Source organism: Paraflavitalea speifideaquila (genome assembly GCF_032395985.1).
Classification (GTDB): Bacteria; Bacteroidota; Bacteroidia; order Chitinophagales; family Chitinophagaceae; genus Paraflavitalea; species Paraflavitalea speifideaquila.
Genome location: NZ_CP135920.1, coordinates 5,366,552 through 5,392,245, shown reverse-complemented (window position 1 = coordinate 5,392,245; position 25,694 = coordinate 5,366,552). Strand labels below are relative to the sequence as shown.

33 protein-coding genes and 2 pseudogenes are annotated in these 25,694 nt (G+C 46.6%); 15 read left to right on the top strand and 20 right to left on the bottom strand.

Annotation, left to right across the window (positions count from 1 at the left end; translation table 11 throughout):
• Nucleotide 1: 1 nt before the first annotated feature.
• Both RS881_RS37170 and RS881_RS37165 read left to right on the top strand, forming a co-directional pair.
• Nucleotides 2-166 carry a class I SAM-dependent methyltransferase gene (locus RS881_RS37170; protein ID WP_315815389.1) on the top strand — a complete coding sequence of 55 codons (165 nt, stop codon included), beginning with the start codon at nt 2-4 and terminating at the stop codon, nt 164-166.
• On the top strand, nt 136-384 hold the full coding sequence (locus tag RS881_RS37165) for a class I SAM-dependent methyltransferase (protein ID WP_315815388.1): 249 nt from the start codon (nt 136-138) through the stop codon (nt 382-384). The genes RS881_RS37170 and RS881_RS37165 overlap by 31 nt, the downstream gene beginning before the upstream one ends.
• Before the next feature lie 18 nt (nt 385-402).
• On the opposite strand, the gene RS881_RS60425 is transcribed toward RS881_RS37165, so the two are convergent.
• From RS881_RS60425 to RS881_RS37110, 12 genes and pseudogenes are all read right to left on the bottom strand, one after another.
• The gene (locus tag RS881_RS60425) at nt 403-567 is read right to left on the bottom strand and encodes a transposase domain-containing protein (protein WP_315824491.1); all 165 of its coding nucleotides are present in this window, start codon (nt 565-567) and stop codon (nt 403-405) included.
• Nucleotides 540-824: an IS66 family transposase gene (locus RS881_RS37160; protein WP_315815387.1), complete on the bottom strand. Its 285-nt coding sequence runs from the start codon at nt 822-824 to the stop codon at nt 540-542. The genes RS881_RS60425 and RS881_RS37160 overlap by 28 nt, the downstream gene beginning before the upstream one ends.
• 83 nt (nt 825-907) lie before the next feature.
• Complete coding sequence (locus tag RS881_RS37155; protein WP_315824535.1) at nt 908-1,054, bottom strand: transposase domain-containing protein; 147 nt, start codon at nt 1,052-1,054, stop codon at nt 908-910.
• Nucleotides 1,055-2,079 (bottom strand): annotated as a pseudogene (gene tnpC / locus RS881_RS37150) (IS66 family transposase); the annotation flags it as partial.
• Complete coding sequence (locus RS881_RS37145; RefSeq protein WP_315815386.1) at nt 1,980-2,492, bottom strand: hypothetical protein; 513 nt, start codon at nt 2,490-2,492, stop codon at nt 1,980-1,982. The pseudogene tnpC and the gene RS881_RS37145, both read right to left, overlap by 100 nt.
• A gap of 176 nt (nt 2,493-2,668) precedes the next feature.
• Nucleotides 2,669-3,051, bottom strand: a pseudogene (gene tnpB, locus RS881_RS60420) (IS66 family insertion sequence element accessory protein TnpB).
• Nucleotides 3,052-3,054: 3 nt separating this feature from the next.
• On the bottom strand, nt 3,055-3,372 hold the full coding sequence (tnpA, locus tag RS881_RS37135; protein WP_315814461.1) for an IS66 family insertion sequence element accessory protein TnpA: 318 nt from the start codon (nt 3,370-3,372) through the stop codon (nt 3,055-3,057).
• Nucleotides 3,373-3,595: 223 nt separating this feature from the next.
• Nucleotides 3,596-5,008 carry a coniferyl aldehyde dehydrogenase gene (locus RS881_RS37130; protein ID WP_315815385.1) on the bottom strand — a complete coding sequence of 471 codons (1,413 nt, stop codon included), beginning with the start codon at nt 5,006-5,008 and terminating at the stop codon, nt 3,596-3,598.
• Entirely contained in the window at nt 5,005-5,811 is an 807-nt protein-coding gene (locus RS881_RS37125) for an SDR family oxidoreductase (protein WP_315815384.1), read from the bottom strand. The genes RS881_RS37130 and RS881_RS37125 overlap by 4 nt, the downstream gene beginning before the upstream one ends.
• Before the next feature lie 412 nt (nt 5,812-6,223).
• Nucleotides 6,224-6,445, bottom strand: coding sequence for a hypothetical protein (locus RS881_RS37120; RefSeq protein ID WP_315815383.1), 222 nt, complete (start codon nt 6,443-6,445; stop codon nt 6,224-6,226).
• A 622-nt stretch (nt 6,446-7,067) separates the two neighbouring features.
• Entirely contained in the window at nt 7,068-7,880 is an 813-nt protein-coding gene (locus tag RS881_RS37115) for a hypothetical protein (protein WP_315815382.1), read from the bottom strand.
• 306 nt (nt 7,881-8,186) lie between these two features.
• The gene (locus RS881_RS37110; protein WP_315815381.1) at nt 8,187-8,945 is read right to left on the bottom strand and encodes a hypothetical protein; all 759 of its coding nucleotides are present in this window, start codon (nt 8,943-8,945) and stop codon (nt 8,187-8,189) included.
• Nucleotides 8,946-9,765: 820 nt separating this feature from the next.
• On the opposite strand from RS881_RS37110, the gene RS881_RS37105 reads away from it, so the two are divergent.
• From RS881_RS37105 to RS881_RS37045, 13 genes are all read left to right on the top strand, one after another.
• Nucleotides 9,766-10,065, top strand: coding sequence for a hypothetical protein (locus RS881_RS37105; protein WP_315815380.1), 300 nt, complete (start codon nt 9,766-9,768; stop codon nt 10,063-10,065).
• Entirely contained in the window at nt 10,062-10,247 is a 186-nt protein-coding gene (locus RS881_RS37100) for a hypothetical protein (protein WP_315815379.1), read from the top strand. Before RS881_RS37105 ends, RS881_RS37100 begins: the two co-directional genes overlap by 4 nt.
• 1,185 nt (nt 10,248-11,432) lie before the next feature.
• Nucleotides 11,433-12,599, top strand: coding sequence for a carboxypeptidase-like regulatory domain-containing protein (locus RS881_RS37095; protein ID WP_315815378.1), 1,167 nt, complete (start codon nt 11,433-11,435; stop codon nt 12,597-12,599).
• On the top strand, nt 12,527-13,204 hold the full coding sequence (locus RS881_RS37090) for a hypothetical protein (RefSeq protein WP_315815377.1): 678 nt from the start codon (nt 12,527-12,529) through the stop codon (nt 13,202-13,204). Before RS881_RS37095 ends, RS881_RS37090 begins: the two co-directional genes overlap by 73 nt.
• Entirely contained in the window at nt 13,201-13,383 is a 183-nt protein-coding gene (locus tag RS881_RS37085; RefSeq protein WP_315815376.1) for a hypothetical protein, read from the top strand. Before RS881_RS37090 ends, RS881_RS37085 begins: the two co-directional genes overlap by 4 nt.
• Entirely contained in the window at nt 13,331-14,239 is a 909-nt protein-coding gene (locus RS881_RS37080; protein ID WP_315815375.1) for a TonB-dependent receptor domain-containing protein, read from the top strand. Before RS881_RS37085 ends, RS881_RS37080 begins: the two co-directional genes overlap by 53 nt.
• 44 nt (nt 14,240-14,283) lie before the next feature.
• Nucleotides 14,284-14,598, top strand: a complete 315-nt coding sequence (locus RS881_RS37075) for a hypothetical protein (RefSeq protein WP_315815374.1) — start codon at nt 14,284-14,286, stop codon at nt 14,596-14,598.
• Between the two features lie 17 nt (nt 14,599-14,615).
• Nucleotides 14,616-16,103 (top strand): SusD/RagB family nutrient-binding outer membrane lipoprotein, encoded by a 1,488-nt coding sequence (locus RS881_RS37070; protein WP_315815373.1) that lies wholly within the window; start codon nt 14,616-14,618, stop codon nt 16,101-16,103.
• A 336-nt stretch (nt 16,104-16,439) separates the two neighbouring features.
• A complete protein-coding gene (locus RS881_RS37065; protein ID WP_315815372.1) occupies nt 16,440-16,880 on the top strand; it encodes a carboxypeptidase-like regulatory domain-containing protein in 441 nt (146 codons plus the stop codon).
• Nucleotides 16,874-17,056: a hypothetical protein gene (locus tag RS881_RS37060; protein WP_315815371.1), complete on the top strand. Its 183-nt coding sequence runs from the start codon at nt 16,874-16,876 to the stop codon at nt 17,054-17,056. The genes RS881_RS37065 and RS881_RS37060 overlap by 7 nt, the downstream gene beginning before the upstream one ends.
• A 225-nt stretch (nt 17,057-17,281) precedes the next feature.
• Nucleotides 17,282-17,941: a hypothetical protein gene (locus RS881_RS37055; RefSeq protein WP_315815370.1), complete on the top strand. Its 660-nt coding sequence runs from the start codon at nt 17,282-17,284 to the stop codon at nt 17,939-17,941.
• Entirely contained in the window at nt 17,898-18,794 is an 897-nt protein-coding gene (locus RS881_RS37050; protein ID WP_315824724.1) for a TonB-dependent receptor plug domain-containing protein, read from the top strand. Before RS881_RS37055 ends, RS881_RS37050 begins: the two co-directional genes overlap by 44 nt.
• A gap of 86 nt (nt 18,795-18,880) precedes the next feature.
• A complete protein-coding gene (locus tag RS881_RS37045; RefSeq protein WP_315815369.1) occupies nt 18,881-19,516 on the top strand; it encodes a sigma-70 family RNA polymerase sigma factor in 636 nt (211 codons plus the stop codon).
• 434 nt (nt 19,517-19,950) lie between these two features.
• On the opposite strand, the gene RS881_RS37040 is transcribed toward RS881_RS37045, so the two are convergent.
• The 8 genes from RS881_RS37040 to RS881_RS37010 form a co-directional block, all read right to left on the bottom strand.
• Nucleotides 19,951-20,343: a hypothetical protein gene (locus RS881_RS37040; protein WP_315815368.1), complete on the bottom strand. Its 393-nt coding sequence runs from the start codon at nt 20,341-20,343 to the stop codon at nt 19,951-19,953.
• On the bottom strand, nt 20,277-20,519 hold the full coding sequence (locus tag RS881_RS60415) for a siderophore-interacting protein (RefSeq protein WP_350340285.1): 243 nt from the start codon (nt 20,517-20,519) through the stop codon (nt 20,277-20,279). Before RS881_RS60415 ends, RS881_RS37040 begins: the two co-directional genes overlap by 67 nt.
• A gap of 164 nt (nt 20,520-20,683) precedes the next feature.
• The gene (locus RS881_RS37035) at nt 20,684-22,756 is read right to left on the bottom strand and encodes an MFS transporter (protein ID WP_350340284.1); all 2,073 of its coding nucleotides are present in this window, start codon (nt 22,754-22,756) and stop codon (nt 20,684-20,686) included.
• Between the two features lie 53 nt (nt 22,757-22,809).
• Nucleotides 22,810-23,589, bottom strand: a complete 780-nt coding sequence (locus RS881_RS37030; protein ID WP_315815366.1) for an MFS transporter — start codon at nt 23,587-23,589, stop codon at nt 22,810-22,812.
• A 30-nt stretch (nt 23,590-23,619) separates the two neighbouring features.
• Nucleotides 23,620-23,871 carry an HlyD family secretion protein gene (locus RS881_RS37025; protein WP_484557641.1) on the bottom strand — a complete coding sequence of 84 codons (252 nt, stop codon included), beginning with the start codon at nt 23,869-23,871 and terminating at the stop codon, nt 23,620-23,622.
• Nucleotides 23,872-23,990: 119 nt separating this feature from the next.
• Nucleotides 23,991-24,341, bottom strand: a complete 351-nt coding sequence (locus RS881_RS37020) for a hypothetical protein (RefSeq protein WP_315815365.1) — start codon at nt 24,339-24,341, stop codon at nt 23,991-23,993.
• Entirely contained in the window at nt 24,323-24,664 is a 342-nt protein-coding gene (locus RS881_RS37015) for an HlyD family secretion protein (protein ID WP_315815364.1), read from the bottom strand. Before RS881_RS37015 ends, RS881_RS37020 begins: the two co-directional genes overlap by 19 nt.
• Complete coding sequence (locus RS881_RS37010; protein WP_315815363.1) at nt 24,636-25,598, bottom strand: AraC family transcriptional regulator; 963 nt, start codon at nt 25,596-25,598, stop codon at nt 24,636-24,638. Before RS881_RS37010 ends, RS881_RS37015 begins: the two co-directional genes overlap by 29 nt.
• Nucleotides 25,599-25,694: the final 96 nt, after the last annotated feature.

The following is a 25,694-nucleotide window of genomic DNA, read 5'->3' as shown; positions in this document are numbered from 1 at the left end:
TATGGATACTAGAACAGCCTATAATACCTGGGCCTCACAATACGATACCAACCTCAATAAAACCAGGGACTTCGAAGCGAAGGCCCTCCGGGCCACCTTGTCGCCCATCCCTTTTGAACGTTACCTGGAAATTGGTTGCGGCACAGGAAAAATACCGAATGGCTGATCAAGAAAGCGCAGGAAGTAACAGCCGTAGACCTGTCGGAAGAGATGCTGGCCGTAGCCAAAGTAAAGATCAACTCACCTAATGTACAGTTTATTCAAGCGGATATTACCACTCCCTGGACCTTTACCAAAGGACAGTATGATATAGTGGGCTTTAGCCTGGTGCTGGAACATATTGAACAATTGGGGCCAGTGTTTGAGAAGTGTGTCTCCGAGTAGCCTAAAAAATCGTATTGTTTAGTTGCCTAATTTTGCTTTAAGCCGTAGTGATGGCTTGTGTTTTTTCCACTGGTGGGGTAAGAGTTTCCTGAGTTGCGCGGTAGTCATCTCGTTGATGTTATGACTAAGCACTTCGCGGAGCCACTCATAAGGGTTTACGGTATTAAGTTTGCAGGTAACCAGCAGCGAGTATAAGAGGCCTGCTCTTTTGGCCGCTTCATGCGAGCCACAGAACAGGTAGTTTTTGCGTCCGACAGCCAGGTTTTCATACAGCGCTCTATGGGATTATTATCAATATGCAAATGATTAGTAGAGGCATAGAGACTTAAGCCGTCCCAGCGTTTGATGCTGTAAGCTATAGCCTGTGCTATAGGGCTTTTCGGTTTTAGCTTTACATACTCCTGCTTCATCCACTCTCCCAGTTCTTTTAAAATAGGCACAGATTGTTCTGTCCGCCGTGTGTCTCAGTAGTGTGTCTCCGAGTAGCCTAAAAAATCGTATTGTTTAGTTGCCTAATTTTGCTTTAAGCCGTAGTGATGGCTTGTGTTTTTTTCCACTGGTGGGGTAAGAGTTTCCTGAGTTGCGCGGTAGTCATCTCGTTGATGTTATGACTAAGCACTTCGCGGAGCCACTCATAAGGGTTTACGGTATTAAGTTTGCAGGTAACCAGCAGCGAGTATAAGAGGCCTGCTCTTTTGGCCGCTTCATGCGAGCCACAGAACAGGTAGTTTTTGCGTCCGACAGCCAGGTTTTTCATACAGCGCTCTATGGGATTATTATCAATATGCAAATGATTAGTAGAGGCATAGAGACTTAAGCCGTCCCAGCGTTTGATGCTGTAAGCTATAGCCTGTGCTATAGGGCTTTTCGGTTTTAGCTTTACATACTCCTGCTTCATCCACTCTCCCAGTTCTTTTAAAATAGGCACAGATTGTTCTGTCCGCCGCACTTTGATCTGGTCCGGGTTGAGCTGCTCTTCTCTACATTGCTCCTCGATCTTATAAAGCTTCGCTATCTCGGTCAAAGCATATTCTGCCCGAACTTTATCATTGCCTTTCGCCTCATAAAAATGACGGCGGGCATGGGCCATACAAAAGAACACATGTATTCCTTTGATGTCCAACTCTTCATAGACATCATAACCATCTACCTGCAAGTGACCCTTAAAATGTTGTAAGATATGTTTGGCTGCCAATGTATCCCTCCCCGATGATAATCAAAGTAGATCAGTTGCCCGTTATGCGTTAAGTACGTCCAGTAATACCCCTGGTGGGTATCTTTCTTCTTATTCCTGTCCAGAACCTGTATGGTTGTTTCATCACCATGCCAATAATCATATTGGTACATCTCATGCAGGTGCAGATGGCCCAGTGGCGCTACCACGTTCGCAACCTGCCGTACCCAATCGGTAATGGTTGAATAAGCAATGGTGACATTACTTCTCTTGAAGCAGTCCAACTGACGATTCAGCGGTTTATGATCTATAAACTTATCTATAATGATCTGTGCTAACAACTCCGGCGTGGCAATGCTCTTAGACAAGGCTTGCTCTGGAAGATGCGCCTGCACTATACGATGCTGATCAGGCCGTTCTGCTACAGAGCATTTATACTGAGGATAATAGTACGTTGGAGAAATATTTCTCCCGGCTTCCAGCCAAGCTGTTCCTTTACTTCTTCTCCCACCTTCTCGCATCCGCTCACATCTTCCGGAGGCTCTATCACGGTCTCTTCCACCCGTAGATGATCCGGAAAGGCATTGGCTAACCCGTTTTCCCGTTGAACCTGTTTTTGCTTTACGTAACTTATCTTTTGAACATCAGCAAGGTTGGTTGCTTTATACCCCTGCTCAAAGGAAAGGCCTAATTCCTGCTGTTGCTGTAAAGGGGAAGGAACAAACTTCTCAGTCTTAAAACCACCCAGTAACTTCGTTAGTTGATACAATTGATATTGAAGCTGCGTTACCTGATCGCGTAATTCTTTATTGCTTTGTAATAGCTCCTGGTTGTTTTGTAGTAATTGTCCATTATTTTGTTGCTGTAGTTGCAGCATTGGAAGCAGTTGCTCATAGAGCGCTTTGTAATCTATATTTTCTGCTGCTGCTGACATTATACAAAGATAGCCCGGCTATGCATTTAAGCTATATCGTATAACCGAAAGTTATACAGCCGATGCGTGGATAAACCCGCATTCAAAAATGATTTTAAAAAACAGCACCAAAAATGTGGATAACCCGGCCTGTTTTTCTTAAAATAAAAAACGTTGCCATTTTTTCGATGGCAACGTCAAATATATTCAACCCATGATCCATAAGGATTACATCGTACCGATGTACCGCTTTCGAAAAACGCTTTCTTCAAAGAAACGCCCTGTAAGATCATACTTAATTGTTTAGCCGTAATACTACTGTGAGTGCCTTCCATAATACCTGCCGGTAACTCAAAGGTACCTTCCTCTAATCGCTTATAGTATAAGCTAAAACCATCCCCTTCCCATTCTAACGCCTTCAGGTGCGTTTGCCGTTTGTTCAAAAGATAAATACATCACCCGTCTGAATTTCCATTCCCAGTTCGTTGGTAACAAGCCCGCTCAAACCGTCAAAACTCTTCCTTACATCCGCCCACTTATGATACAACCAGTAATGGGTGCCGTTGTTGATCTGTAACATAAGTTAACTGATTAAAGCTTTTAAAAAACTCACAGATGGCTCCCGGTAAAAACGGATGCCCCGGTATTCCGCAAAGAGATCCTGGGAAATGGAAACCTCTTGCTGCCCTGTCACTGTTAGCAAAGTGAAACTACTTTGATTCTCCATCGGCTTATCTTCCAACCGGGCGTGATATTTCTTCTGCCAGTAGTGATATGTACCAGGTGAAAGATCATACAACTCACAAAAATCTTTTACTGTCATCGAACTGGCTTCATGTTCAGCTATCAACGCGAACATTTTTTGCTCCTTCGATAAGCCACTTGATTGCTTTTGTTCCATACGTTTACATTTTTGATAAGCCCAAAAAGTAAACTTTTTATAATATCTTAATTTTTAGCTACTCGGAGGTACACATTTCAATGATTGATTTATAATGTTTCATCTTTTTATTTTCTATCTTTTAATAAGGTCAGATGGAATTTCACGCAAAAAATATTCATTAACCCGGGTATAAAAATGAATATTTTTTATGTTCCATTTCATTACTCTTAAAGTTAACGAATTAACGAAGAAAGAGATTAATAAGCCTGTCCGTATTTTTAGTGAAGGGAGCATGCAGAAGGTCCATACCATTCCAAATACCCTGTTCATAAATTCCCTTGGCATGACTGAGTGTTCGGAAACCTTCTATGCCATGATACGCACCCATGCCGCTTTCGCCTACGCCGCCAAAAGAAAGATCATCTTGTGCGATATGAGAAAACGTTCCATTGATCGTCACATTGCCAGAGACAGTTCTGTCCAAAACTTTTCTTTTATCGTCGTCATCATGTGTGAAAAAATAAAGTGCTAATGGTCTTGGCCGGGCATTTACATAATTAATGGCATCGTCAATAGATTGATAAGATAATACTGGTAATATAGGCCCGAAAATTTCTTCTTTTGCAATGCGCATTTCATCGGTTACTCCCAACACAATAGTTGGTACCATTGTATGCGGACGTTTTGCTGCATCACCGGGGCGAACACCCACTTCTATTATCTTAGCTCCGTGGCTTTGAGCATCATCCATCAGGCTTTTTAAGATTGCATATTGTTGTTCGTTCACAATTGAAGTATAATCGTCTCCGGTTGGTCCTTCAGGATAAGCCAATTTTACATGGTGATCATATGCCTTGATAAAAGCATCCACTTCACTTTCATGTACCAATGCATAATCAGGTGCAATACATGTTTGCCCGGCACTTAGGAGTTTACCATACACAATACGGGAGGCGGCTTTTTCCAGTGGATAATTTTTAGAAATAATGACAGGCGATTTACCTCCCAATTCCAGGGTAACGGGCACGAGGTTTTCGCTTGCCGCTTTCATCACAGATCGTCCTACGGCTGTACTGCCGGTAAAAATAAGATGGTCAAAAGGTAATTTGCTGAATGCGGCGCCATCACCATTCACAAGGGTTACCTGCTCTTTTGGAAAAATTTCACTAAACATCGCAGCAATCACCGCATTAGTGGCAGGTGTAAACTTTGATGGTTTAAGCATTACCCGGTTGCCGGCAGCAATAGCAGTAACAACCGGCATCAACGATAAATTGATCGGATAATTCCATGGTGATATGATCCCAACTACACCAAGTGGCTGGTATTCCACTCTCGCCGTTCCAAAACGCATGTGCAATGCAACTTTTCTTTTGCTTGGAGCCATGAATTTCTTCAGATTGCTGCTTAGGTATTTGATGCCCTCTATAACGGCTACAATTTCTACGATTGCAGTTTCGTGCCGGGAGCGATGACCAAAATCAGTATTTATCGCTTCTTCAATTTCTTTTCTCCGGGCAACCATTGCTGATTTAAATTTTTTCAAATCAGCCCGGCGTTGTTCAAGTGTGGGTGGACCATCCTGCAAAAAAGCATTCCTCTGATTGGTGAGAATGGTATGGAGTTCGTCTGGTGCTAAAATATTTGTTGTCATGATCTTTCAATATTATAATGTAAAGAGAAAATGTGTTTACGATTGAAGCTGGAGGGCATTTTTGCAGGATTCACTAATCTGTATGCCAGTTTGGGAAATAAACGGTTGAATACATACACGATTTTAGTATCTCCAACACGTATGGTGAACCGGTTATTCTTGATGCCGGCAATCAATGCGTTTACCAATTTTTCCGGAGAGATTCCTTTGGTCTCCATGCTTTCCGTCATGCTTGTTGCCACTACAGGTGGTAACAGCTCAAACACTTTCACCCTGCTGCCCAGTATTTTTAAATGATCTCTCAGCGACACTGTGTAAGAGTGCATGGCCGCTTTGCTGGCAGAGTAGGTTGCGCCAAGATTTAATGGCACATAGCTTAAAATGGAAGAAGTATTGATGATGGCCGCTTCTTTCCTTGACTTCAACATTTCGATGAACAGGTTGTTCAGGCGGATCACACCCAGGTAGTTAATATCCATTTCATACTTTGCCAATTCAAAATGTTTGTCATCCGCTATTCCCAAATTTGGTGGATAGCTCATAACGCCGGCATTATTGTAAAGGATGTCAATTCCTCCAATCTCCTTAATCTTATTGAAAAGCAACTGGGCGTCGTCTGCATTGGCTACATCACTTTTTATAGCCGTTAATGCAGGATATAATTTTTTGGCTTCGTCCAGTTTATCCTGCTTCCTGCCGGTGATGATCACTTTTGCGCCATTGGCTAAAAATTGCTTTGCTGCTTCCAAACCGATACCAGCTGTGCCGCCGGTTATCAATATTGTTTTTCCTTTTAGTTGCATAATTTTATTTTTTGAATATTTATAAATCGTTTGATAATGCTTCTTTTAAGTTTTGCTTTATGCTTCATCCTTAATTGCATTTTGACAAAACAAAAGTAGCTTGACCTGATGCCTGCGTTTTAACCCAAAAAGCGGAACGTCTGACACAAAATGACGGAACAACCGGGGCCGGTCCCGGTTTTAATCGATAGAAAGGGAAGTATGGTACAGCCGCTAAAAGAGGTAGATGCTAAGATTTATAGCCTGGGTTGATTCGATAATATTAGCTTTACTTTATAAAGTGTCAAAATCTTTGCGAAAGGCTGTAATTCAATACCTTAATAAGGGTTTAAGCTGATAAATCAGGTTTAAATCCTCAATAAACCGGTTCGATAAAAATCTTACGTGGGGCACTTCAGAAGCCTTCTAAGTCTTAAAACTTAGGAGGCTTTTTTGTTTTTGTAGTGTACCGCTTTTTGTAGTCATAAAAGCCGGCGGCGAGTGAGTGACCGCCGGTTTTGTAGGGTTGACCGATCAAATTATTTTTCTTCATTGCGTTTTCAGTAATTTGATCAGTGATCTTCGTTGAAGCGACTGTGGCGGATCCTATGGTCCGAGACCCACCAAGGGCAATCTTGCTGAAGCCATATCTCATTTTTTTGTGGTTATCAATATTGTTTTAATCCCAGTTAAAGAATGCACAGACTTTGTCTATATCAAGGTTCATTTTAGTACAGAACTCCGGAAGGTAAACCAGGGCCCCCTCAGGCTTTTTGAAATAATTCCTGGTCTCCTGCAAGAAACTGGTTGCCCGCCGGGGGATACTTTCATTAAGCTCTGTACGTGTTTATTTTCAATTATCCGGAAGTCTCTGGAACTTGCCATATTTATCCATTTTTTAATTTTATTTATTGGTTAAGTAAATGCAACAACAGTTGCAATGGAGTAGTCGCTAAGGGAGGTGGTTGATGATCATGGTGGTCCGTTAGGCATGGGCCAGCCGCAGCAAGGAAGCAATTGCATGGCGTTTAGTTTAGTCGTTAATAAAAATGGTTTGTTAAAATGCTGCAATAGCCTGGCCTATTGTAGCATAATGGGAAGCGGCAGCATTCAGTCATGATGCTGTGGAAAGGATGTAGCTGAACGGACCTTTCTTTGTGCGTGTAAAGACAAGGTTTAACAAATAGTGATGGCTGGTTGGGCGATGGAGCACTAACAATGATCCAAGGGGCGATCGTTGTAAAAAGAATAAGTGGTACTCAATGGTGGGGGACCAATTACAAGGGCTCTACTATTGAGATGTTGGGGTTGCGTTTTTCCATAACAAAAATATAAAAAGTTAGAAAGACCGAAAACCTGGCTTCATTGGTGCCGGATATAGATGATGCTAAGAGGGCCGGGGGCTTCCTGATCAGGGCACCTTTATAACCCGCGGGGGCATACCAGTTGATACCGACGGCCACTATGATGAGGCGGTCTTTCATGTGGGTCAATTCTGCCGTGAGATGCCTGGCTTTTAGCTGTATCTGTTTAATGGGGATTAGTGTGGTGGTCTTGGTTATTGTTTGCGTCTCCTCTTCGTCCTGGAAGCTAATGGCTGCTGTTGTAGTAAAGATGCGACAATGGGTAAAACCTTCGGGCGGTACCAATGCCTCGGAGGGAATGAAGGCGGGCAGCCTGGTGGTGATCCAGTTTTTATTTGTATTGGCTACTACTTCGGGAAGGATGGTGGTGCATTGCTGCCAATCGATGCGGAAATTGAAGTTGAAGTCAATGAGGTTATCGAAACAGGCGGTGGAGAAATCGCGGCCGGCGGATGTGCTGGTGCGCAGGGCAGTAAATAATCTGCCTGCCAGCAGGTGGACATTGGTTTTGATGGTGGTGTGTTGGAGCAATGCATTTCGGATGCGTTTGCCAAGGCGGGCTGCTTTTGCAAAGTCGCCGGCACATAGGCGGGTGCGGTGAAAAGCCGGATCATTTTTTACGCGATCGGCGGTGAGGCTGATCTTTCTTACCTGGTGGTGATCGCCTTTGGGAATGAGGGAGTAGCCGGGAATGGCGGTGCGGGAGATCTTGTTTTTGTAGATCATGATGTTCGTTTTTGGATGAAGAGAATACAGAATACAGAATACAGAATACAGGAGACAGAATACAGGAGACAGAAGAATACACGGTTGCTTCGATAGCTTCGGTCCCGCCATGCGGCGGGAGCAATGAATACACTGTTGCTTCGAAAACAGCTGCGAGCTACCAGCTGTGAGCGAATACACGATTGCTTCGATCATTTTTTTGAAAAGGAACCGGGATGGACCCGGTCCCTTTTTTTGTATGTGGGCTATCTACCAGGGTGAGCCTTCCCGTTAACTAGCGGGAAGGGCGACCCACCCTTTGACCCGTTAAGGGAGTTGGTCGACCTCCCGGACCTGTAAGGAGCTAAGGCCCTTACTGAGTGGGTATGACTTGCCGTTGACGAGCTTCACAAATTCGACTCCCAGCAGGAGGAAAATGGGGAGCGGGGTATTGGGCGCCACAGCCATCTGCAATACAGAGAGTGTAGTAGGGTTATTGTCCCATGGCAGGTTGGCACTGTTTGCCCGGGTAATGGAATACTCACCTGTTGCAAAATCAATTGCGGCTGCTGCAGCAAAGAAATTGTAATGGGTGGCATTTTCGGGTGCTGCTATTTCCAACTTTGGAATATGGGAAAGCAGGTTAATGGATACCTGACCTGAAACGCGGTCGATGATAAAAGGAAACAGGGTTTTGACGGTGGCCGCAAAGGTGACACCGATGTTGAACTCAAATCCTTTTAACAATGTGAGGTCTCCATTTTCCACGCGCCGAAACCCGAGATCACTGACGGGATCCGATTGCAGTATGGCCACCATGGCCTGAGTAACCCTACTGGTGACGCGGTTGTCACGGGCTTTGTTGAGCTCGGTAATCCATACGTCGCGGAAGAGTTTTCCGGATTTGCCGCCAGCGCCAAATTCCTGACCAGCCCTGCGGGTGAGGTCGAATTTGGGATCTGTCTTCATGCGTTCGGCAGAAATGGAAGTTTTCTGTCGTGCCATGAACCCGTCCTGGGATTTGTAGAAACTGATATCGTCAATGGCTCCTTTGAGCTTGACGATGGGACTTATTTGTTTGGGCATTGTTGTTTTTTAAAAAATGATAAAAATGTTCTTTAGTTAATCTGTGACAAAGCCGGAGGCTTTGAAATAGGCGTCACCAGCCGGAGGCTGGCGACTGCGCGGCTGTCAACTGCTCGAAGCCGGAGGCTGCGCGACTGCGCGAGCCGGCAATCGACAGTCGGTATTAGCGCTTGCTTCGCCAGGTCCATGCTTTGTAAGTGACGGCTTCACTAAAGAACTGTTTTGGGACGGTTGCCCGCGGTGCAACCTATATACATCCATAGCTTCCCTGGGTGGGAGGCGCCAGCTTCCCTACCACTTTTAGTAACAATGGGCTGTTTTTGTGTTTGGTGCTTTTTGTATACTCTATCTATACTAAAGCTTTACTGTAGGTATACTGAAGAGATGGCTGAAGTGAGTTCCCTTGCTGTTGTTCTCTTTTCTTTCTTGTCTTTTATTTTTTTCTCTTTCAATAACACTGTCAAACAAACATACGATAACGGATAGGCCATTTCCAAATATCAAAATGTCGTTTCGGCTATTTTATGTCTAAACCGCTATAAATTGACGTCATTGACGTCGATTTATAGCGCTAACGACATAAATCGGCAATGGGGTGTTGGAAACGGGTATCTGCGTGTCGTATGTTTGTGATGAGGAGTTATAAAAATCATTCTGTATTCATGCTTAAACTTTTTATTATGCGCATATATACAACCGGTACATATAAGAAACCTGTAAAGCCAACCGGCGCACAGGCTGAATTTTGCAGGGTGGCGAAGTGCAGCAAGCTGATCCGTGATGCCTTTCACCAGCAATTGTTCAACCTGGGGAGGCCCGATTGGCGAATCGTTTGTTTTCACGGGTATTTGATGTATTGCGTCAGGATAGGGCGCATGCTGTTGGATCGCGGAAGATAGTTGCCGGTCAGTTGAATAAGCTGGAAGGCTTTGAATTTAATAAACGAAAACGGTTGCCGAGGATCTTTAACGGAACATTCGATGTGACGATCAATCGTGGTCAAGGGCTCTGTGTACTGGAGATACCTGGTTTTGATCCGATGTGTGATCTACGCTGGAACGGACGGGTGACTCATTTCAAGATAGTCGCTGCTACAGCGGTACTGGACTTCAGGGGATGAAATACCTGACGTTTGGAGAGGAAAGTGATTACCTGGATGTGCAGCAACTTACAGCGGCGACGCTGCTGATGCCGCTGCCTGCCAGGACGCGGCGACCGATCGTTGTGGTGATGGGGATAGCTTATTACCAGTTTGTAGGAAGCCGGTATTTTTGCGTCAACAGGATGGAGCGAAGTCGCTGACGATTGTGAAGGCGGATCGCTGATTGAATCGCGGATCAAGGGATTAAAGGGATTTCGTGGATTGAGGAGTTATGAACTTTTGCTTCGCTGCATCTCTTATGAGATGTGGTGGATTTAATCCCGGGTTTGATCGCGGATTGACGGATCAAACTGATTTCGCGGATTGAGGAGTTATGAACTTTTGCTTCGCTGCATCTCTTATGAGATGTGGTGGAAATAAAATAAAAATGCTGATCGACTGTGTGGACGGGGCCCCTAAGCACGGTTGATGTATGGTAGTGTTGTGCAACACGAAATGAAGGCAGCTGTGAGCTGCGAGCTTCGAGCTACGAGCATTGAACGGTCAATCATCAAAGGTTGATGGTTTAGTGTTAGCTATCAGCAGTTTGGGTTCAGCTAATAGCTTTTAGCGATTGGGTTTTAGGGATTGGCTTCTTAGGTTTTAGCTGCCGTTATTTGCTTTTGCAGATAGCTATCGGCTGAGGGCTATTGCCACTGGTTTTTATTTTGCCGCTGTGATCAATAAAAGCTTTGGTGAGCCAGCCACCAGGCACTGGACAGTGGTCCGCAAGCAACGGGGAATAAAAGGCAGGTTTTGGACGAGACATACAGCTACCGGAAGTTAGTTGTCTGAATCCAGTTATTAGCAGTTATGAATTAACTGTTAGTTATTAGCTGTAACCAATAGCGGATAAGGTATTGGAGAAGTAGTTATTTTTAACAATAGAAAAGGCCCCGCTCGCAAGAGCGGGGCCTTTTTTTCAGAACTACACAGGCTACACAGTTATGCAGAGAAGGGTATTGATAGGGCCAATACTCAGGTGGTTATCATAAATCATTTACGCCAGGCATCGAGCGAAACAAGGCCCGCAAAGTGGCTGGACTTTAGCAGGCGGCATTGCCTACGCCAATGGAAGATACTGTCAAGCCTTGTCTCAATAGGTTATCAACTCTCCTAAGCTCCCCTGTAAGGTCCAGGACTCTCATTGACAAGGTACACGCCAACGACTGCCTTCGATTGACCAACCTGCCAAAACTGCTGACCAATGAATTAACAGCAACGCTGTTGCCTGTTGGTATTGGCAATGGCTTCGCCGGTTGATTAGGCAAAACGATGGTGCAGCGGCCAATTAGTTTCGGTGCTCCAATAAGCCTAACGGGTTTATTCACCAAAACTAATGTACAATGAGAAAAGTTCTATTCCTGCTCTCCGTAGGGCTGCTAATCACTATTGCCCTGCACGCACAAAAGACCATACAGGGTCAGGTGCGCGATGAGGATGGTAAAGCCATCCCTTATGCTTCCCTTCTTTTAAAAGGTCAAACAAAAGGCAGCACGGCTGATGCTTCCGGCAAGTTTTCGCTACGCAATGTGGAGAACAGTGCTGTGATCATTTTCAGCGCACAGGGTTATGTTCCTGTAGAACTGCCGGTGGCTTCGACTACTTCCTGGGGCGTAGTGCTGAAGCCTGGCGGTAACCAGCTGGCCGAAGTGGTGGTTACTACGGCATTGGGTGTTGTTCGTACTCAGCGTTCCACAGGTTATGCGAACCAAAAGATCTCCGGCGAAAAGCTTACGACCACAAAAATTGCGGATATCAATACGGCCCTCGCCGGTAAGATAGCTGGTGTGCAGGTGCGCAGTGGATCGGGCGCCAAGTTCGGTACTTCGATGATCCGCCTGCGTGGTGTAAACACGCTTGGCGGCGGTAGTCCCATCTATGTGGTGGATGGTGTGATTGTAGGCGCGGATGGTATCAACCCGGACGATGTAGAGTCGCTTAACGTATTGAAAGGCCCCGCGGCTACAGCCCTTTACGGTCAAAGGGGTTCGGAAGGGGCAGTGGTGATCACTACCAAGAAGGGCAGCAAGAAAGGTATCGGTGTGGACTTCAACCACAACACGACGATTGAGCGGGTGTATATTTTGCCCGATTACCAGGATGAATATGGCGGAGGTTCTTCGCAGACCTGGCAAACGTTCACGTACAATCCTGCCACGCATCCGGCTTACCTGGCCCCTATGAATGGCGCCAAGTATTACCGGTATGATGTAGATGAAAGCTGGGGACCCAAAATGGACGGCACGCTGCATGCGCCCTGGTATGCCTGGGACCCTACTGATCCGGAATTTGGCAAACTCAAGCCATTTGTAGCGCAACCGGATAATGTGCGTGAATTTTTCCGTACGGGCATTGCGAACAACACGACTGTATCCTTTTCAAAAGTGGGGATGCCAGCAATACGCGTGTTTCCTTCACCAATCTTAGCCGGACTGGTGTGGTGCCTAATTCGCGCCAGCAAAAGAACTGGCTTGCACTTACGAATACGATCGATCTTACCAGCCGGTTAACGGTGGGTACCTCCTTCAATTATGTGTATGAGTACCTCTTCAATGTACCCGCGGAAGGCTATAGCACACAAACAGCAGCTTCCTTCAACCAATTTTTCCAGCGCAATGTGGAAACGGAAAAACTGAAGCGTTATAAAAGGGCAGATGGCACGTATACGACCTGGAATATCACTTCGCCTACCAACCTTACGGCCAAATTCTGGGATAATCCCTATACAGAGGTCAATGAAAATATTGCCCACAACTATATACAGCGGCTGTATGGAAATGCTTTCGTGAGCCTGAAACTGTTGCCCGGCCTGAAACTGTCGGCCATCGCCAGGGGTAATTTCCAGAATGTCAATGGTGATGCGCGGATTGCTTCCTACACGCTGGGTACGCCAAGATTCGCTACGTCGGAAAGCAAGTTCAGGGAAACCAATTTCGTGGGTTCGGCAGAATATGAAAAGACGTTCAGCGACTTCACGCTGAATGCAGCGGTGTTGGGCGAACTCATGACTCAGCAAACGGACGTTGTCAACGCCTCTACGAATGGTGGTTTTATCCTGCCCAACGTGTACAACGTCAGCAATTCGCTCGGTGAAAAACAGCGAGCAATGCCATGAGTGTGAAGAAAGTGAATAGCCTGTACGGATATGCCAATGTCGGTTACCACAACATGCTCTTCCTGGAGTTGAGTTTGCGCAACGATATATCTTCCACGCTGTCGAAAGACAATAACTCGTACGTATATGGCGGCGCCTCGGGATCGTTTGTCTTTTTCGGAGCTGATGGGCAAAAATAATATCCTGTCCTTTGGTAAGTTCCGGGCCTCGATAGCCCGTGTGGGTACAGATATTGGTCCGTATAATACCCTGGCGTCGTACCCGCTTGGTATCAACTATGTAAAACCCGTTGGCGCCAGCAATGTGACTTATTCCACCCAAACGATACCCAACAGGCGCACGAATGAAAACCTGGCGCCAACGCTGTCTACCAGCTACGAAGCCGGTCTCGATCTGCGATTCCTGAAAAGCCGTGTGCGGATGGACCTCAATTATTATTTCCGCGAAGCCAAAGGACAGATCATCCCTGTGAATGTACCTGGCTCAACAGGCTATACTTCTCAACTGATCAACGCCGGTAATATCCGTAACTATGGCGTAGAACTTACGTTGGGCGGCACGCCGGTGAAGAAACCCAATTTCTCCTGGGATATGGATTTCAACTTCGCGGTGAACCGCAATAAGGTGATTGAACTGGCGGATGGTATTGACAATATTCAATCGGGCCTGGATGGTTCCAGTTTATCCACTGGTTTTGTAGGTTCGCCTGCTTTATCGCTCAATGCGAAGGTTGGCAAGCCTTACGGCATGATCATCGGTAACAGTATTAAGAAAGATCCGGCTACTGGTCAGCGCCTCATCGGTGACGATGGTTTGTATGTTACAGAAGACAATAAAGACCTGGGCACGATCCTGCCCGAATTTACGGGGGCTTCTCGAACTCCATTCATTACAAAAATGTATTCCTCGCTTTCACGCTCGACTTCCAGCGGGGGTAGATTCATTTCTACCACGAAGATGTTCAATGCTGCATCGGGATTATCTGAAGAAACAGTGGGCCTCAACGAGAGAGGAAACCCAAGAGAGATCCGGTAGCCAATGGTGGTGGCGTTAGGTTGAATGGTTTGAACGCGAATACGATGAAAGAAAATGAAGTGTATGCAGATGCACAGGAACTGTATGAAACGGCTTTGTTTTCGGTATGGGAGAACTGGATGTTTGATGCTAGCTATGTTAAATTGAGGGAATTGTCTATCGGTTACCAGTTGCCCAAATCGCTCTTCGGCAAAACAGGCATACAGGGAGCCTCTGTATCGCTGGTGGGACAAAACTTATGGCTTATTTACAGTAAAGTGAAAGGGCTCGATCCATCGGAGCTGGAGCAATCTTGGCGCGAAGGTGGTCAATTACCTGGCACGCGTACGATGGGCATCAACCTCAAACTGAACTTTTAATCTCATAACAATCCATTATGCACACACGAACTATTAAGCTGCTGTTGCCTGTGATACTGGTGGCAATGGTGCTCTCCTCCTGTAAAAAAGATTTCGGCGATATCAATACGAGTCCCAATGCTCCGGCTACGCCCAGTACTAAATTCCTGTTTGGCAGTGCCGTGCTTGGCGTTACCACGACCCGCAATACTGCCGGTGCTCTCTACGTACAGCATATGGCGGAGTTTATCTATACGCAGGAGTCGCGTTATTTAAACCGTATATTCAATTATGATCCTATTTATGCAGGCCCCTTGATGGACCTCCAAACGATCATAAACCTCAATACTGATGCTGCCACTAAGAATACGAAGGCGATATTGGACAATGGCACGAATAACAATCAATTGGGGCATGCACGTATTCTAAAGGCCTATTTCATGCTGCATATTACTGACCGTTGGGGGGATGTTCCTTACAAAGAGGCTTTTCAGGGCGGCGGCAATACGAAACCTGTGTTTGATAAGCAACGGGATATTTACGTGGACCTGCTGAAGGAACTGAAGGAGGCTACTGCACAGATCACGGGCGGGCTTAGCAATGATCCGCTGTTTGATGGCAATGCCAATGCCTGGAAAACCTGGGGCAACTCGTTGCGGGCGATCATTGCGCTGCGGATGAGCCGCACCGCAGATGCCGAACTTGGGAAAACGGCCTTCAATGAAGCTGTGACAGCCGGTATCATGGGCAGTAATGCAGACAATGCGATTTACAAATACCTGAGCAATGCCAATTACGAAAACCCTTTTTATACGAACTACACGCGTAGCGGGCGGTACGATTATGGTACTTCTGCTACATTTATTGACAAGCTGAAAGCAACCAGTGATCCCCGGCTCCCCATTTTTGCCCGCCCTTCGATCAATAATACCAGCTTATACATTGGATTGCCTTATGGCAAAAATGAATATTATGATTATGCTGATTTCAGTTTGTTGGGTCGTGCTATTTATGCGCAGAATGCACCCTTGCAAATAACGACGTATGCTCAAATGTGCTATACCATGGCGGAAGCAGCTTTGCGCGGCTGGGTAAGTGGTGGGGATGCAACGGTGGCTACCTGGTACGAAAAAGGTATCAATGCTTCGATGGACCAATGGGCGGCGGTGTCTACCAACCCGGTAGTAACTGTCTCTGCGCAGCAAAAGAATGATTACCGTATACAGGCTACGATCAATATTGCGGCTGCCAACACGCTTAGCTTCGAGCAAAAGCTGGAGCGTATTCAAACGCAAAAGTGGCTCAACTTTTACGTAAATAATATTTATGAGTCCTGGGCGGAATGGAGAAGAACGGGTTATCCGGTGCTGACGCCTGCGCTCGATCCGTTGAATACGGATGGTAAAATACCCCGCCGTCAATGTTATCCGCTAACAGAGAAGGACCTCAACAGTGCCCATTATGCAGAAGTGCTTTCATCGCAGGGACCTGATGAATTGTCGACCCGCATGTGGTGGGATAAATAATTGCCTGCTAAGGTGTCGATTGTTCCTCATGTGACGCTGTGGTGTTTTAAAGGCCCGCATTTTTATGCGGGTCATTTTTTTATTGGATAAAATGGCAGGGGCTGTAGCCCCGGGTGTATACGTTTATTGGGGTATTGGATTGGAAAGAATAATCGGTAGCCTGATTTGCAGGCTCTTCAGCTAGCTGTCACAAAAAGATCTCTCTCCTGTCATATGTTTCGGTAATAAACCAGCCTGTATGTAGCATATCCGGACCATCCTGGCCTGGTATGGCGGTTTTTACTATTATTTTAAATAAATAAACATGTATAACAGGGTCTTTTACACTATTTTTCAATGTTCATCAGTACTATAATGGTGGCGCAGCACAAAAGCGGCATCAAAGGAAAAGTAATTGAATACAGAACAAAGCAGCCACTGGCGGGGGCTACGATAGCCATCAGGGAAAAAAATATGGTAACGGTTACAGACAGCACAGGGATTTTCTTTATTCCCAACCTGCCTGCCGGTACTTACAGTATAACAATAACCAGTATTGGTTATTATGATAAAACGTTGAACGATATAAATATAGTGCCCGGTAAAGTCTGGTATTTTGAAACAGAACTGACGGAGGAAACTGTGAAGCTGAGCGATGTTACCGTAAGGGCTTTTAAAGGAGAAAACAATCCCCAGATGCCCGTATCTGCTTTTGCGCTTTCGAGGGAAGAGATATTCAGAAGTCCGGGGGCGCAGGGCGATATTTTCAGGGCGATCGGCATCCTGCCGGGGTGGTAAGCAGTGGCGGTCAGTATTCTGCCATTGCAGTGCGTGGACAGGGCACTTCAGATAATTTGTTTATAGCCGATGATATACCCCTGTTCCAGGTCTCTCATCTGGAGATCGAAGGGTTCAATACTGGCTTTAATGATCCCAACGGCGGGCGTTTCAGCATATTTGCCCCCGTGTGGTAGAGAATGCCACTTTCCAGGCTGGCGGCTTTGGCGCCCGCTATGGAAGAAAAGGTTCATCCTACCTGGGCCTCGGCATCAAAGAGGGTAACCGCACCAATCCCTATACAGTGGTCAGTTCGACCTCATTGGTTTTACACTTATGTACGATGGTCCCTCAGGCATCGACAAAAAAAAACAAGCCTCTTTGCTTCCGCCAGGTACCAGCATTTCGATCTGCTGCTCAAAATGATTGGCCTCAGCCATTCCGGATCTCCTTCCTATGGGGATTATATGCTCAAAACAACTACAGAGATCAACGCCCGCAACAAATTATCCTTCATTGCCATGTTCAATCCGGAAACTTATAAGCGTACTCTCAAGAATGTGCTGGAAAGCAAAAACCTCAATGATGACAACAATTCCAATTTTATCGGCCGGTCAAAAGTAAGCAAAGCGGTTGCCGGCCTTAACCTGCGTACGCTGACAGGGAAATCCAGCTACTGGAAAAATATCCTTTATTTCAGGATGATGGACGTTAACAACGATCTTGGTTACTCAAATCCTGTGATTGAGCCCGATGGGGATATTGTACCAACTGATAAGATCAATTTTGAACGGGACCTCCGGAAAATTGAGAACAAACAACAGGAAGTGGGTTACCGGAGCATTTTTACACAGCAGGGAAAACATATTTCATTCACCGCGGGAACTGATGTGGCCAGGGTGAATATGGATTATAACCGCAGACTGAAGCATACTGATACGCTGTACAGTTTTTGCCTACGGATTACAGGCCCAATCCCGCACAATATTATCTCATCCTTACACCAGGCCGTTTCAATGCAGCTTTTGAAGATGCCGCCTGGAATGTCTCCGGTATCTCGATCTTTCCTTTACGCTGTTTAAGGGGCTCACTTTAAATTCTGGTGTAAGATATGACTACACTGGTTTTGCGGCACAACATACGTTGTCGCCAAGGATCAGTGGGACGCTTGAGTTGGGAGCAAAACACAGTATCAATTTTGCTTCAGGTATTTATTACCAGGATCCCGCCCTGGCGGATGTTGCTTCTCAGCCGCAGGGCCACCGGTTAAAGGTTGAACGTGCGATTCAATACATACTTGGCTACAAAATATACTTTAGCCCTGATGTGAAATTGATTGCAGAGGGATGGTATAAAGAAATGGATGACCTCGCTGTAAGGTCATCCAGTGGTCAGCCGTTGTTGAACAACAATGGAACGGGAAAGGCCCATGGGTTTGATGTAAGTCTTACCAAGCGCCTCTCTCAAAAATACCACGGACAGATTAGCTATTCCTACATGAATTCCAGAAGAAATGACCATGATGGATTGGGCGAATACAACTATATTTTTGATCTTCCGCATGTGATCAGTTTGCTTGGCAGTTACAAGCCCAATAACAAATGGATCATCTCCGGCAAATTCAGGTATGCAAGCGGCCGCCCTACTGATAAATACATCGTGCATGCCGATGTTTTTGATAATTCAGGCTATTTACGGTATGGGCAGGAAGTAATAGAAAAAAATGGTGAGCGCTTGGCTGATTTTATCAGCCTCGACCTGCGGGCTGATTATAAATTCCAATTGAAGAAAATTGGATGGACAGCTTTCTTTGATGTAGTAAATGTGCTGAACAGGTTCAATGAAAGCTCCGCTCTATTCCAGCCGCTCACGGGAAAGACTTATTTTCTTGGCCTTGCGGTTTTCCCGACATTTGGTATGCGGATGGACTTTTAGCTGTCACAAACAGACCGGGTAATTTGTCTTCTGTTACAAGGCTTCCCTGCAGCACTGTAATATGGAAGGCTAAAATTATTGACCTCATGAACAATAAAACAGCAATATTTCTCGAATACAAATCACTCCTCTTTTCAATAGCCTACAATATGCTGGGCAATATAGATGCTGCTGAAGACATTGTGCAGGATACCTTTGCGAAATGGTTGGAAATCAATTCCGAAGAGATACGTCATACAAAAGCCTACCTCGTTAAGGCTGTTACCAATAAAAGTATTAATTACCTGCAGAGCGCCAGGGTAAAACGCGAAGAATATACCGGCATTTGGTTGCCAGAGCCACTGGGTGACCAGGAAAGCAACAGTACGCATTCAAAAATAGAGACTTACCACGCGCTCTCTATTGGCATACTGGTGCTGTTGGAAAAATTAACGCCCAATGAAAGGGCGATATTCCTGTTAAAGGAAATATTTGCCTATGACTACTCGGAGCTGGCAGATATATTTGATAAAACGGAGGACAACTGCCGGCAGCTATTTAAACGTGCCAAAGCCAACCTGGGCAAAGACGTACGGCGCTTTGAGGTGGACCTGAAAGTGCACGAGAAAATGTTAAACACCTTCCTCCTCGCAGTTTCCGAAGGAAACCTGGAAGACCTGATCCAGGTATTGAAAGACGATATTGTTCTCTTTACAGAGGGGGAGGGGCTACTTTCTTCGTAAATGGTCAGCGCCTTTCTGCTTTCTCGAAACCCATTTTTGGAAAGGCCAATGTAAGCAGGTTATTGCTAAACATTTTCCCAAAAATAGATCAGTATATTCCTGATCTGCACCGGGAAATCGTTATCGTCAATGGCATGCCTTCCATTATCAGTTATTCCGGTGATACTGCCAGGGCGCTGGTGTCGATTGAACCAGCCGGTGATCAGATCAGAAACATTTATGTGCAGACAAATCCGGAAAAACTTAAACGGTTCAAAGGCATATTCGCAGGTGAAGGCTACCGGTCCGCCAAAAGCTATCTGGTCAACTTGGTAAGCTGTTGGTTTTTAAACAGTATGGAGATAAAACCGTCGTCAATAAACACCAGGATATGCGGCGCCGCGAATAGTCTGTAAAAAGGGCAGCAGTGGATGATAGATCGTGAAGAAAACTACCTAATTATAAACCAACACTTCCTTCCGCCCAATAACCTTGCAGCTTGATGTTTTTAGAATTGATACCCTGCTTTTTAGCACCGTTCGGAACTTTTGCACGGAAGCTATATTGCCCGTGAGGTAAAACACGGATTGCTTCAATAGTTCGGGTTGGGCTGTTAAGTATTCTTCTAATAAAGTAATGGCTTCCCTGGCTGGCTCCTCAGGGGTTCTTGGTACGGTCTCGACATCGTAGCCCAGGTCTTCCGGGATGCGCCTGTTGATCTCGTTCAATTCAAAGATGCACTTGATACATTGGTTGTTTTTGTTGATCTCCCTACATAGGGCTATATAGAAGCTGAGACTGGTCTCGTCTCCGAAAAAGAAATGGGTCGTTTTGTCCTTGTCATACAACTTTTTCCGCCAGGTACGGATACTTTTAAACGCTCTCCGGGTAATAACCGGTCTGCCAGCTTGCTGCCCGGGCCATTGCCATGTATGTGAAACAGTACTTCAAACATTCCCCGCTCGCGGTCAAAGGCCGATGGTGTGTAATGGCGCAGTTCCCTGTCACTAGCCCGAAATACCATGGATGAACCAGGATAGAAGCCGATATGGTTCAATGGTGCACGGAACGTTATTTTTTTATTTCGGGGCTGTACCGGATCGTTTCGATCACCTCAACGTCAAGGTATTTGGAGGACAATAAATTCTCCATCTGGTCGGCAACCCATTTAGGTACATTAGGCATAAGTTATTGATTGGTGTTAAAATGGTTGGTGGCCTTTTGCAACTGAATTTGCGCCAGTATCAGTTCATAAACGTTTTGAATGTAGTTGCGCTCGGTGGTGCTGACGCTTTTCTCTGTATCCAATAAGGCGGTGTAGTCAAATGCGCCCAGGCGGTACTGTTGCTGCTGATTTTGGAGGATGGTTTTGGATAGCTCATAGCTGCTCCTGGCACTCTTCATATTGAGGACCGCATTGGCGAGTGTGGTACGTGCCTGCTGTACCTCGTAGTTGATGTCCGCCTTCTTTTGCAGCAGCATTAATTCATGCTGGCTGATCTTTTGCCGGTATTCAGCCATCACTGCCTTATTCTTGACATGCGCAGAGATCGGAATATGGATGTTCAGTGTGAAATAACTGAATGGGCTCCACCACCTCCCTTTTCCGTAATTGAAATCATTGGACAGGAATTGCTGGGAATAATTGGCGCCTACCGAAACTGATGGCAGGGTGGTCTGCTGGTACTTCTTCAGGTTCAGCTTATTTTCCTCCTGCATGATTTCCAACTGGCGTATTTCGGTACGTTGGCCAGTCATTTGATCATCAGTGAGCTGGTCTTGTGTTGCAAGGCCCAGGGAATCGCTCAGTTGCAGGGTTGTATTGTCCGGCAAGTTGAGCTGGTACAGTAGTTGTAGTAAGGTAAGTGCATAGTTCTGCCCGGCCTGCTGCTGTAGCTGATCGGCATTTTCCCGGTCTAATTTGGCCCGCAGGTAATGGTTCTCGATCAGCGTTCCGTTTCTAACCATGCCTTCCGCAATGGCTTCGTATTCTTTGTTCCGCTTTGCCATGTCGCCCGCCACTCTTTTCTGCAACCCACGTAACCCGGCATTGAGATAGGCCTGGCTAATGGTGAGCATGATCTCAATCTCGGCAGCGCGGTTCTTTTCCTGCTGCAGGGCAAGCTGGTTTTTCGCGAGTTTGCTGTCATTGATCAGGTTGGCGTTGTAAATGGGCTGGCTGAGGTTGAGACCCAATACCGTTTCGTTCTTTACGATCAGCGGTACCAGGGTAGTCTGTTCAAAGCCCGGAAGCACCCCTCCCGGTATTACTGAATTTTGCAGTTGCGGGCTATACTTGATTTGTCCGTCGCCGCTTAGCTCCGCCCACCAATTGTTTCGTGCCTGCCTGATCCGGGTCTCGGCGATATTGATGTTATATTGGTTGGCTTTGATATCAAACCTGTTTTTCAAACCGATCTGTATGGCTTCGTTAAGCGATATGGTAAGGGTGTTGGTGGCGGTTTGAGCCTGGCTAACCACTACCGCTATGATGTTAAATAGGAGCGCAATTATTCTTTTCATTGTAATGTTTAGTTTAATGTGCCTGTGCCACCGCTTCTTTTTGGCTTTGGGTGTTTTAATAAGCAGGATAACAGGTATGCACAGTACAAAGAGGAAAGCAAAGGCAATGAAGCCGTGGTTGTAACTGAGTAAGGTTTGCTGGCTGATAATGCTTTTGTCCAGCACCTGGTGGGCCGCCCTGGCTGCCTCATCGGTTGCATAACCTGCACTGGCAAAGGTTTGGGTGAGCATGGCTGCTCTTTCCTGCGTTGCTGTATTGTATTCAGTAACATGGCCAACCAGGTTACTGCGTACAAAGGCCATATTATTGGTGGTGTAAATGCTGATGAGGGCTACACCGATGGCGCCTCCTAATTGCCGGGTCATGGTGGAAAGACCGGTGGCCTGGGCGAGATCTCTGCCGCGCAAGGTACCTACGGCAATGCTCATCATGTTGGGGGCGACAAAAGCCACGCCGATATTGCGGATGATGAATGGCCAGAAGAACTGGTCTTTGGAGGCATCCGGCGAAACGAGTCCCATTGGTATGAGGGAGATGATGACCAATACCAGACCGGTGGTCATCAACACTTTTGGGCTGGTTGCCGGAAATGCCTTTTTAACCACGATCATGGAGATGGCGCCTACCAATCCACCGGAGATCAGAAATGCCCCGGTTTGTGTGGCAGTCCAGCCCAGGCTTACCTGTGCCAGCAAAGGGAATATGAACAGTGTGCCATTGGCCATGATGCCGTACATCAAACCAATAATATTGCCCAATATCAGATTGAAGTTCTTGTACAGGCGGAGGTCTACGGCCGGATGGGGGTGGTTAGTTCGCGCCAGACAAAAGCAATAAAGGATAGGATGGAGATCCAGAAAAAGGCGCGAATCTCGGCGCTGTCAAACCAGTCGTGTATCGATCCTTCCTCCAATACGTATTGCAGTGAGCCCAGGGCCAAAGCAATGAATAGGATCCCGGCCCAATCGATCCGGGGCGGCTTCACAGCGTCTGCCAGGTCGGTAACGTAGATCCAGGATAAAAACCCAGCGATGATACCGATGGGAACGTTGACGAAAAAGATCCAGTGCCAGGAAAGTGTATCCGTAATAAATCCCCCAGTACGGGGCCGAATACCGGCCCGATCATGATGCCCAGGGCAAAGATCAAAAAACCGGTCTTTGCCTGTTCGGGCGGGAAGGCACCAGCACGATGGACATGGCTGTTGACAACAGGCCGCCTCCGGCCATACCCTGTATAAAACGCCATAGCACGAGTGTCCATAAACTGTTGGAAAGACTGCAAAAAGAGAGGTGATGGTGAAGATGATGACGGAACAGGTGAAGTACAATCGCCTGCCGAAGAGGTTAGCCAGCATGCCCGACAAGGGAATGATGATCACGTTGCCGATGCCATAGGCTGTAGAAACCCAGCCGATCTCCGTTACCGTAGCGCCGATATTGCCGCTGATCTCCCGCAGGGATACGTTTACAATAGTACTGTCGATCAATTCCATGACGGCACAGGACACGCAGGTAAGCACGAGGATCCATTTGGCTGCGCCGGTTGGATAGATTGTTTCTGCTGTCATGTCAGTTCACTTTTACTTTTACAAATGCACTTAGACCGGGATACAGGGGGCGTTTCCGGAGTAGTTGTCCAGTTTGATGCGAACTGGGAATCGTTGTGCGATCTTAATAAAGTTGCCAGTAGCATTGTCAGGAGGAACCAGTGCAAAGCGGGCGCCGGTTGCGCCGCCATACGAATCGATCGTGCCGGTGAGTTGGATGTTTTCGAAAGCATCAACGGAGATCGCTACTTGCTGGCCGGGTTTGATCTTGTTCATCTGCGTTTCTTTAAAGTTGGCTGTTATCCAAAGGTCCCGGTGATTGATGACCGCGCACAGGGCTTGTCCTGCGGTGATGTATTGGCCGGTCTGTACATTGCGTCGGGTGACGATGCCTTCAAACGGGGCGATGATGAATGCATGTTTCAGGCGGGCTGTGGCTGCGTCGAGTTCGGCTTTTTCTGCAGGATGACGTTTTGTGCAACCGCCACCTGTTTATCGTCCGTCTGCGCCCGCGTCTTTAATCCCGTCGAACTGCTGGTAGAAGATAGCTGTAGGGTTTTGGCTCTTAAGTATGCTGCCTTTGCTATCTCTGACTGTGTTTGCAACTGCTCATAAGCTGTTTGGGTAATGGCTTTGATAGCCAGTAATTGCTGGGCCCGGTTAAGATCGGTCACGGCCTGATCATAGGTAGCTTTGGCGGACTGTATAGCCTGGTTGCCGGACGCTAACTCAAAGACGGCGGCCTGGGCATTTTCTAAACTGGCCTGTGCCATACCCCTGAAACGGCCACATTCAGTCGAGCATTTTCCAGTTCGGCACTTATTCTTTCTACTTCCGCTTTTAATTCAGCCGTATCAAATACGATGAGGGTATCGCCGCACTTGATCTCCTGGTTGTCCTTAAAACGGATTGAAGCGACATAACCGCTGATGCCGGCCCTGACGGGTAGCAGGTCGCCGTCGAGCTGGGCGTTATCGGTAGTTTCATATACGCGGCCGTTCAGGTAGGCGTTGACGGCATATACCAGGATACCGATTATAAGCAGAGCGCCGATCAGCAGCTTCTTCTTATTGTTTTTGGGTGCTTTTTCTTCCATTTTTTTGTCTTGTTTTGAATAAGACAAAGGTCGGAAGGCAGGTAGGGCGAGTCAATGAAGCATCCCGGGGAAGGTCTGGACTATTTGCGGTAATTGCTCCGGAATTGGAGGGAGGCATGCCGGCGATCTTACTGAAAAGGCGGATAAAATAAGTGGTGTCCGCATATCCTAGCAGGTGGGATATCTCTTTAACGGTGCTGTTGGTATAAAAGAGCATTCGCTTGGCTTCGAGCATAATTTCCTGGTGTATCCAGTAGCTAACGGGATGGCCTGTGGTGTCTTTCACCACTTCATTGAGGTAGGAGGGTGATATGTTGAGTGCAGCTGCATATTCAGCGGGGCTCTTCATGTCGCGGAAGTTCAATAGCAACAGGGTCCTGAACTGCCTGGTGATGAGCTGGGGTCGGAGCGCCGATGGCGCTATGAGGCTCCTATCGCCCTGGCAGGCAGCTACAAACAAACCAATGCATACTTCGAGCATGGAAAAAACCGGCTGGTTTTCTATAGTCATTTCGGATTGTTCATCCAATTGCTTGAGCAGTGAAAAGCTTTGGCTGAATAATTCACCTTTTGAAGGTGGCAGCGGCACTGCCTTGTTCATAATGGCGAAGCTGGCCAATACAGTGCGAAAAACTTCTTTGATGCAGGTTGGATCCAATGCCAATACCCACGCAGTGGTATTGCCTGTAGAAACGCCGTAATGCACCTGGCCTGGAAGGATGCAATAGATGGCGCAGCCTGCAATGGTGATCTCCTGGAAATCGACCATGACGATACTGGAGCCGGATTGCTGAAACAGCAGCAAATAGTTATCATCGCGGTGTGCCTGGTCCCAATGCGAGATGTCGGGATATCGATCTAATGAGAGCAGTTGAAAGCTCCTATTGGTGCGTTCGTGCAAATGGTATACTGGGATCGGCGGCTTGTGTTTCATTCAAGTAGAAAGCATCAGCAAGGTACACCCTGGCGACGGTAAAAGGATGGAGCAATCGCGGAATACACTGGACTATTCGCGGTAGTGGGGCTCATT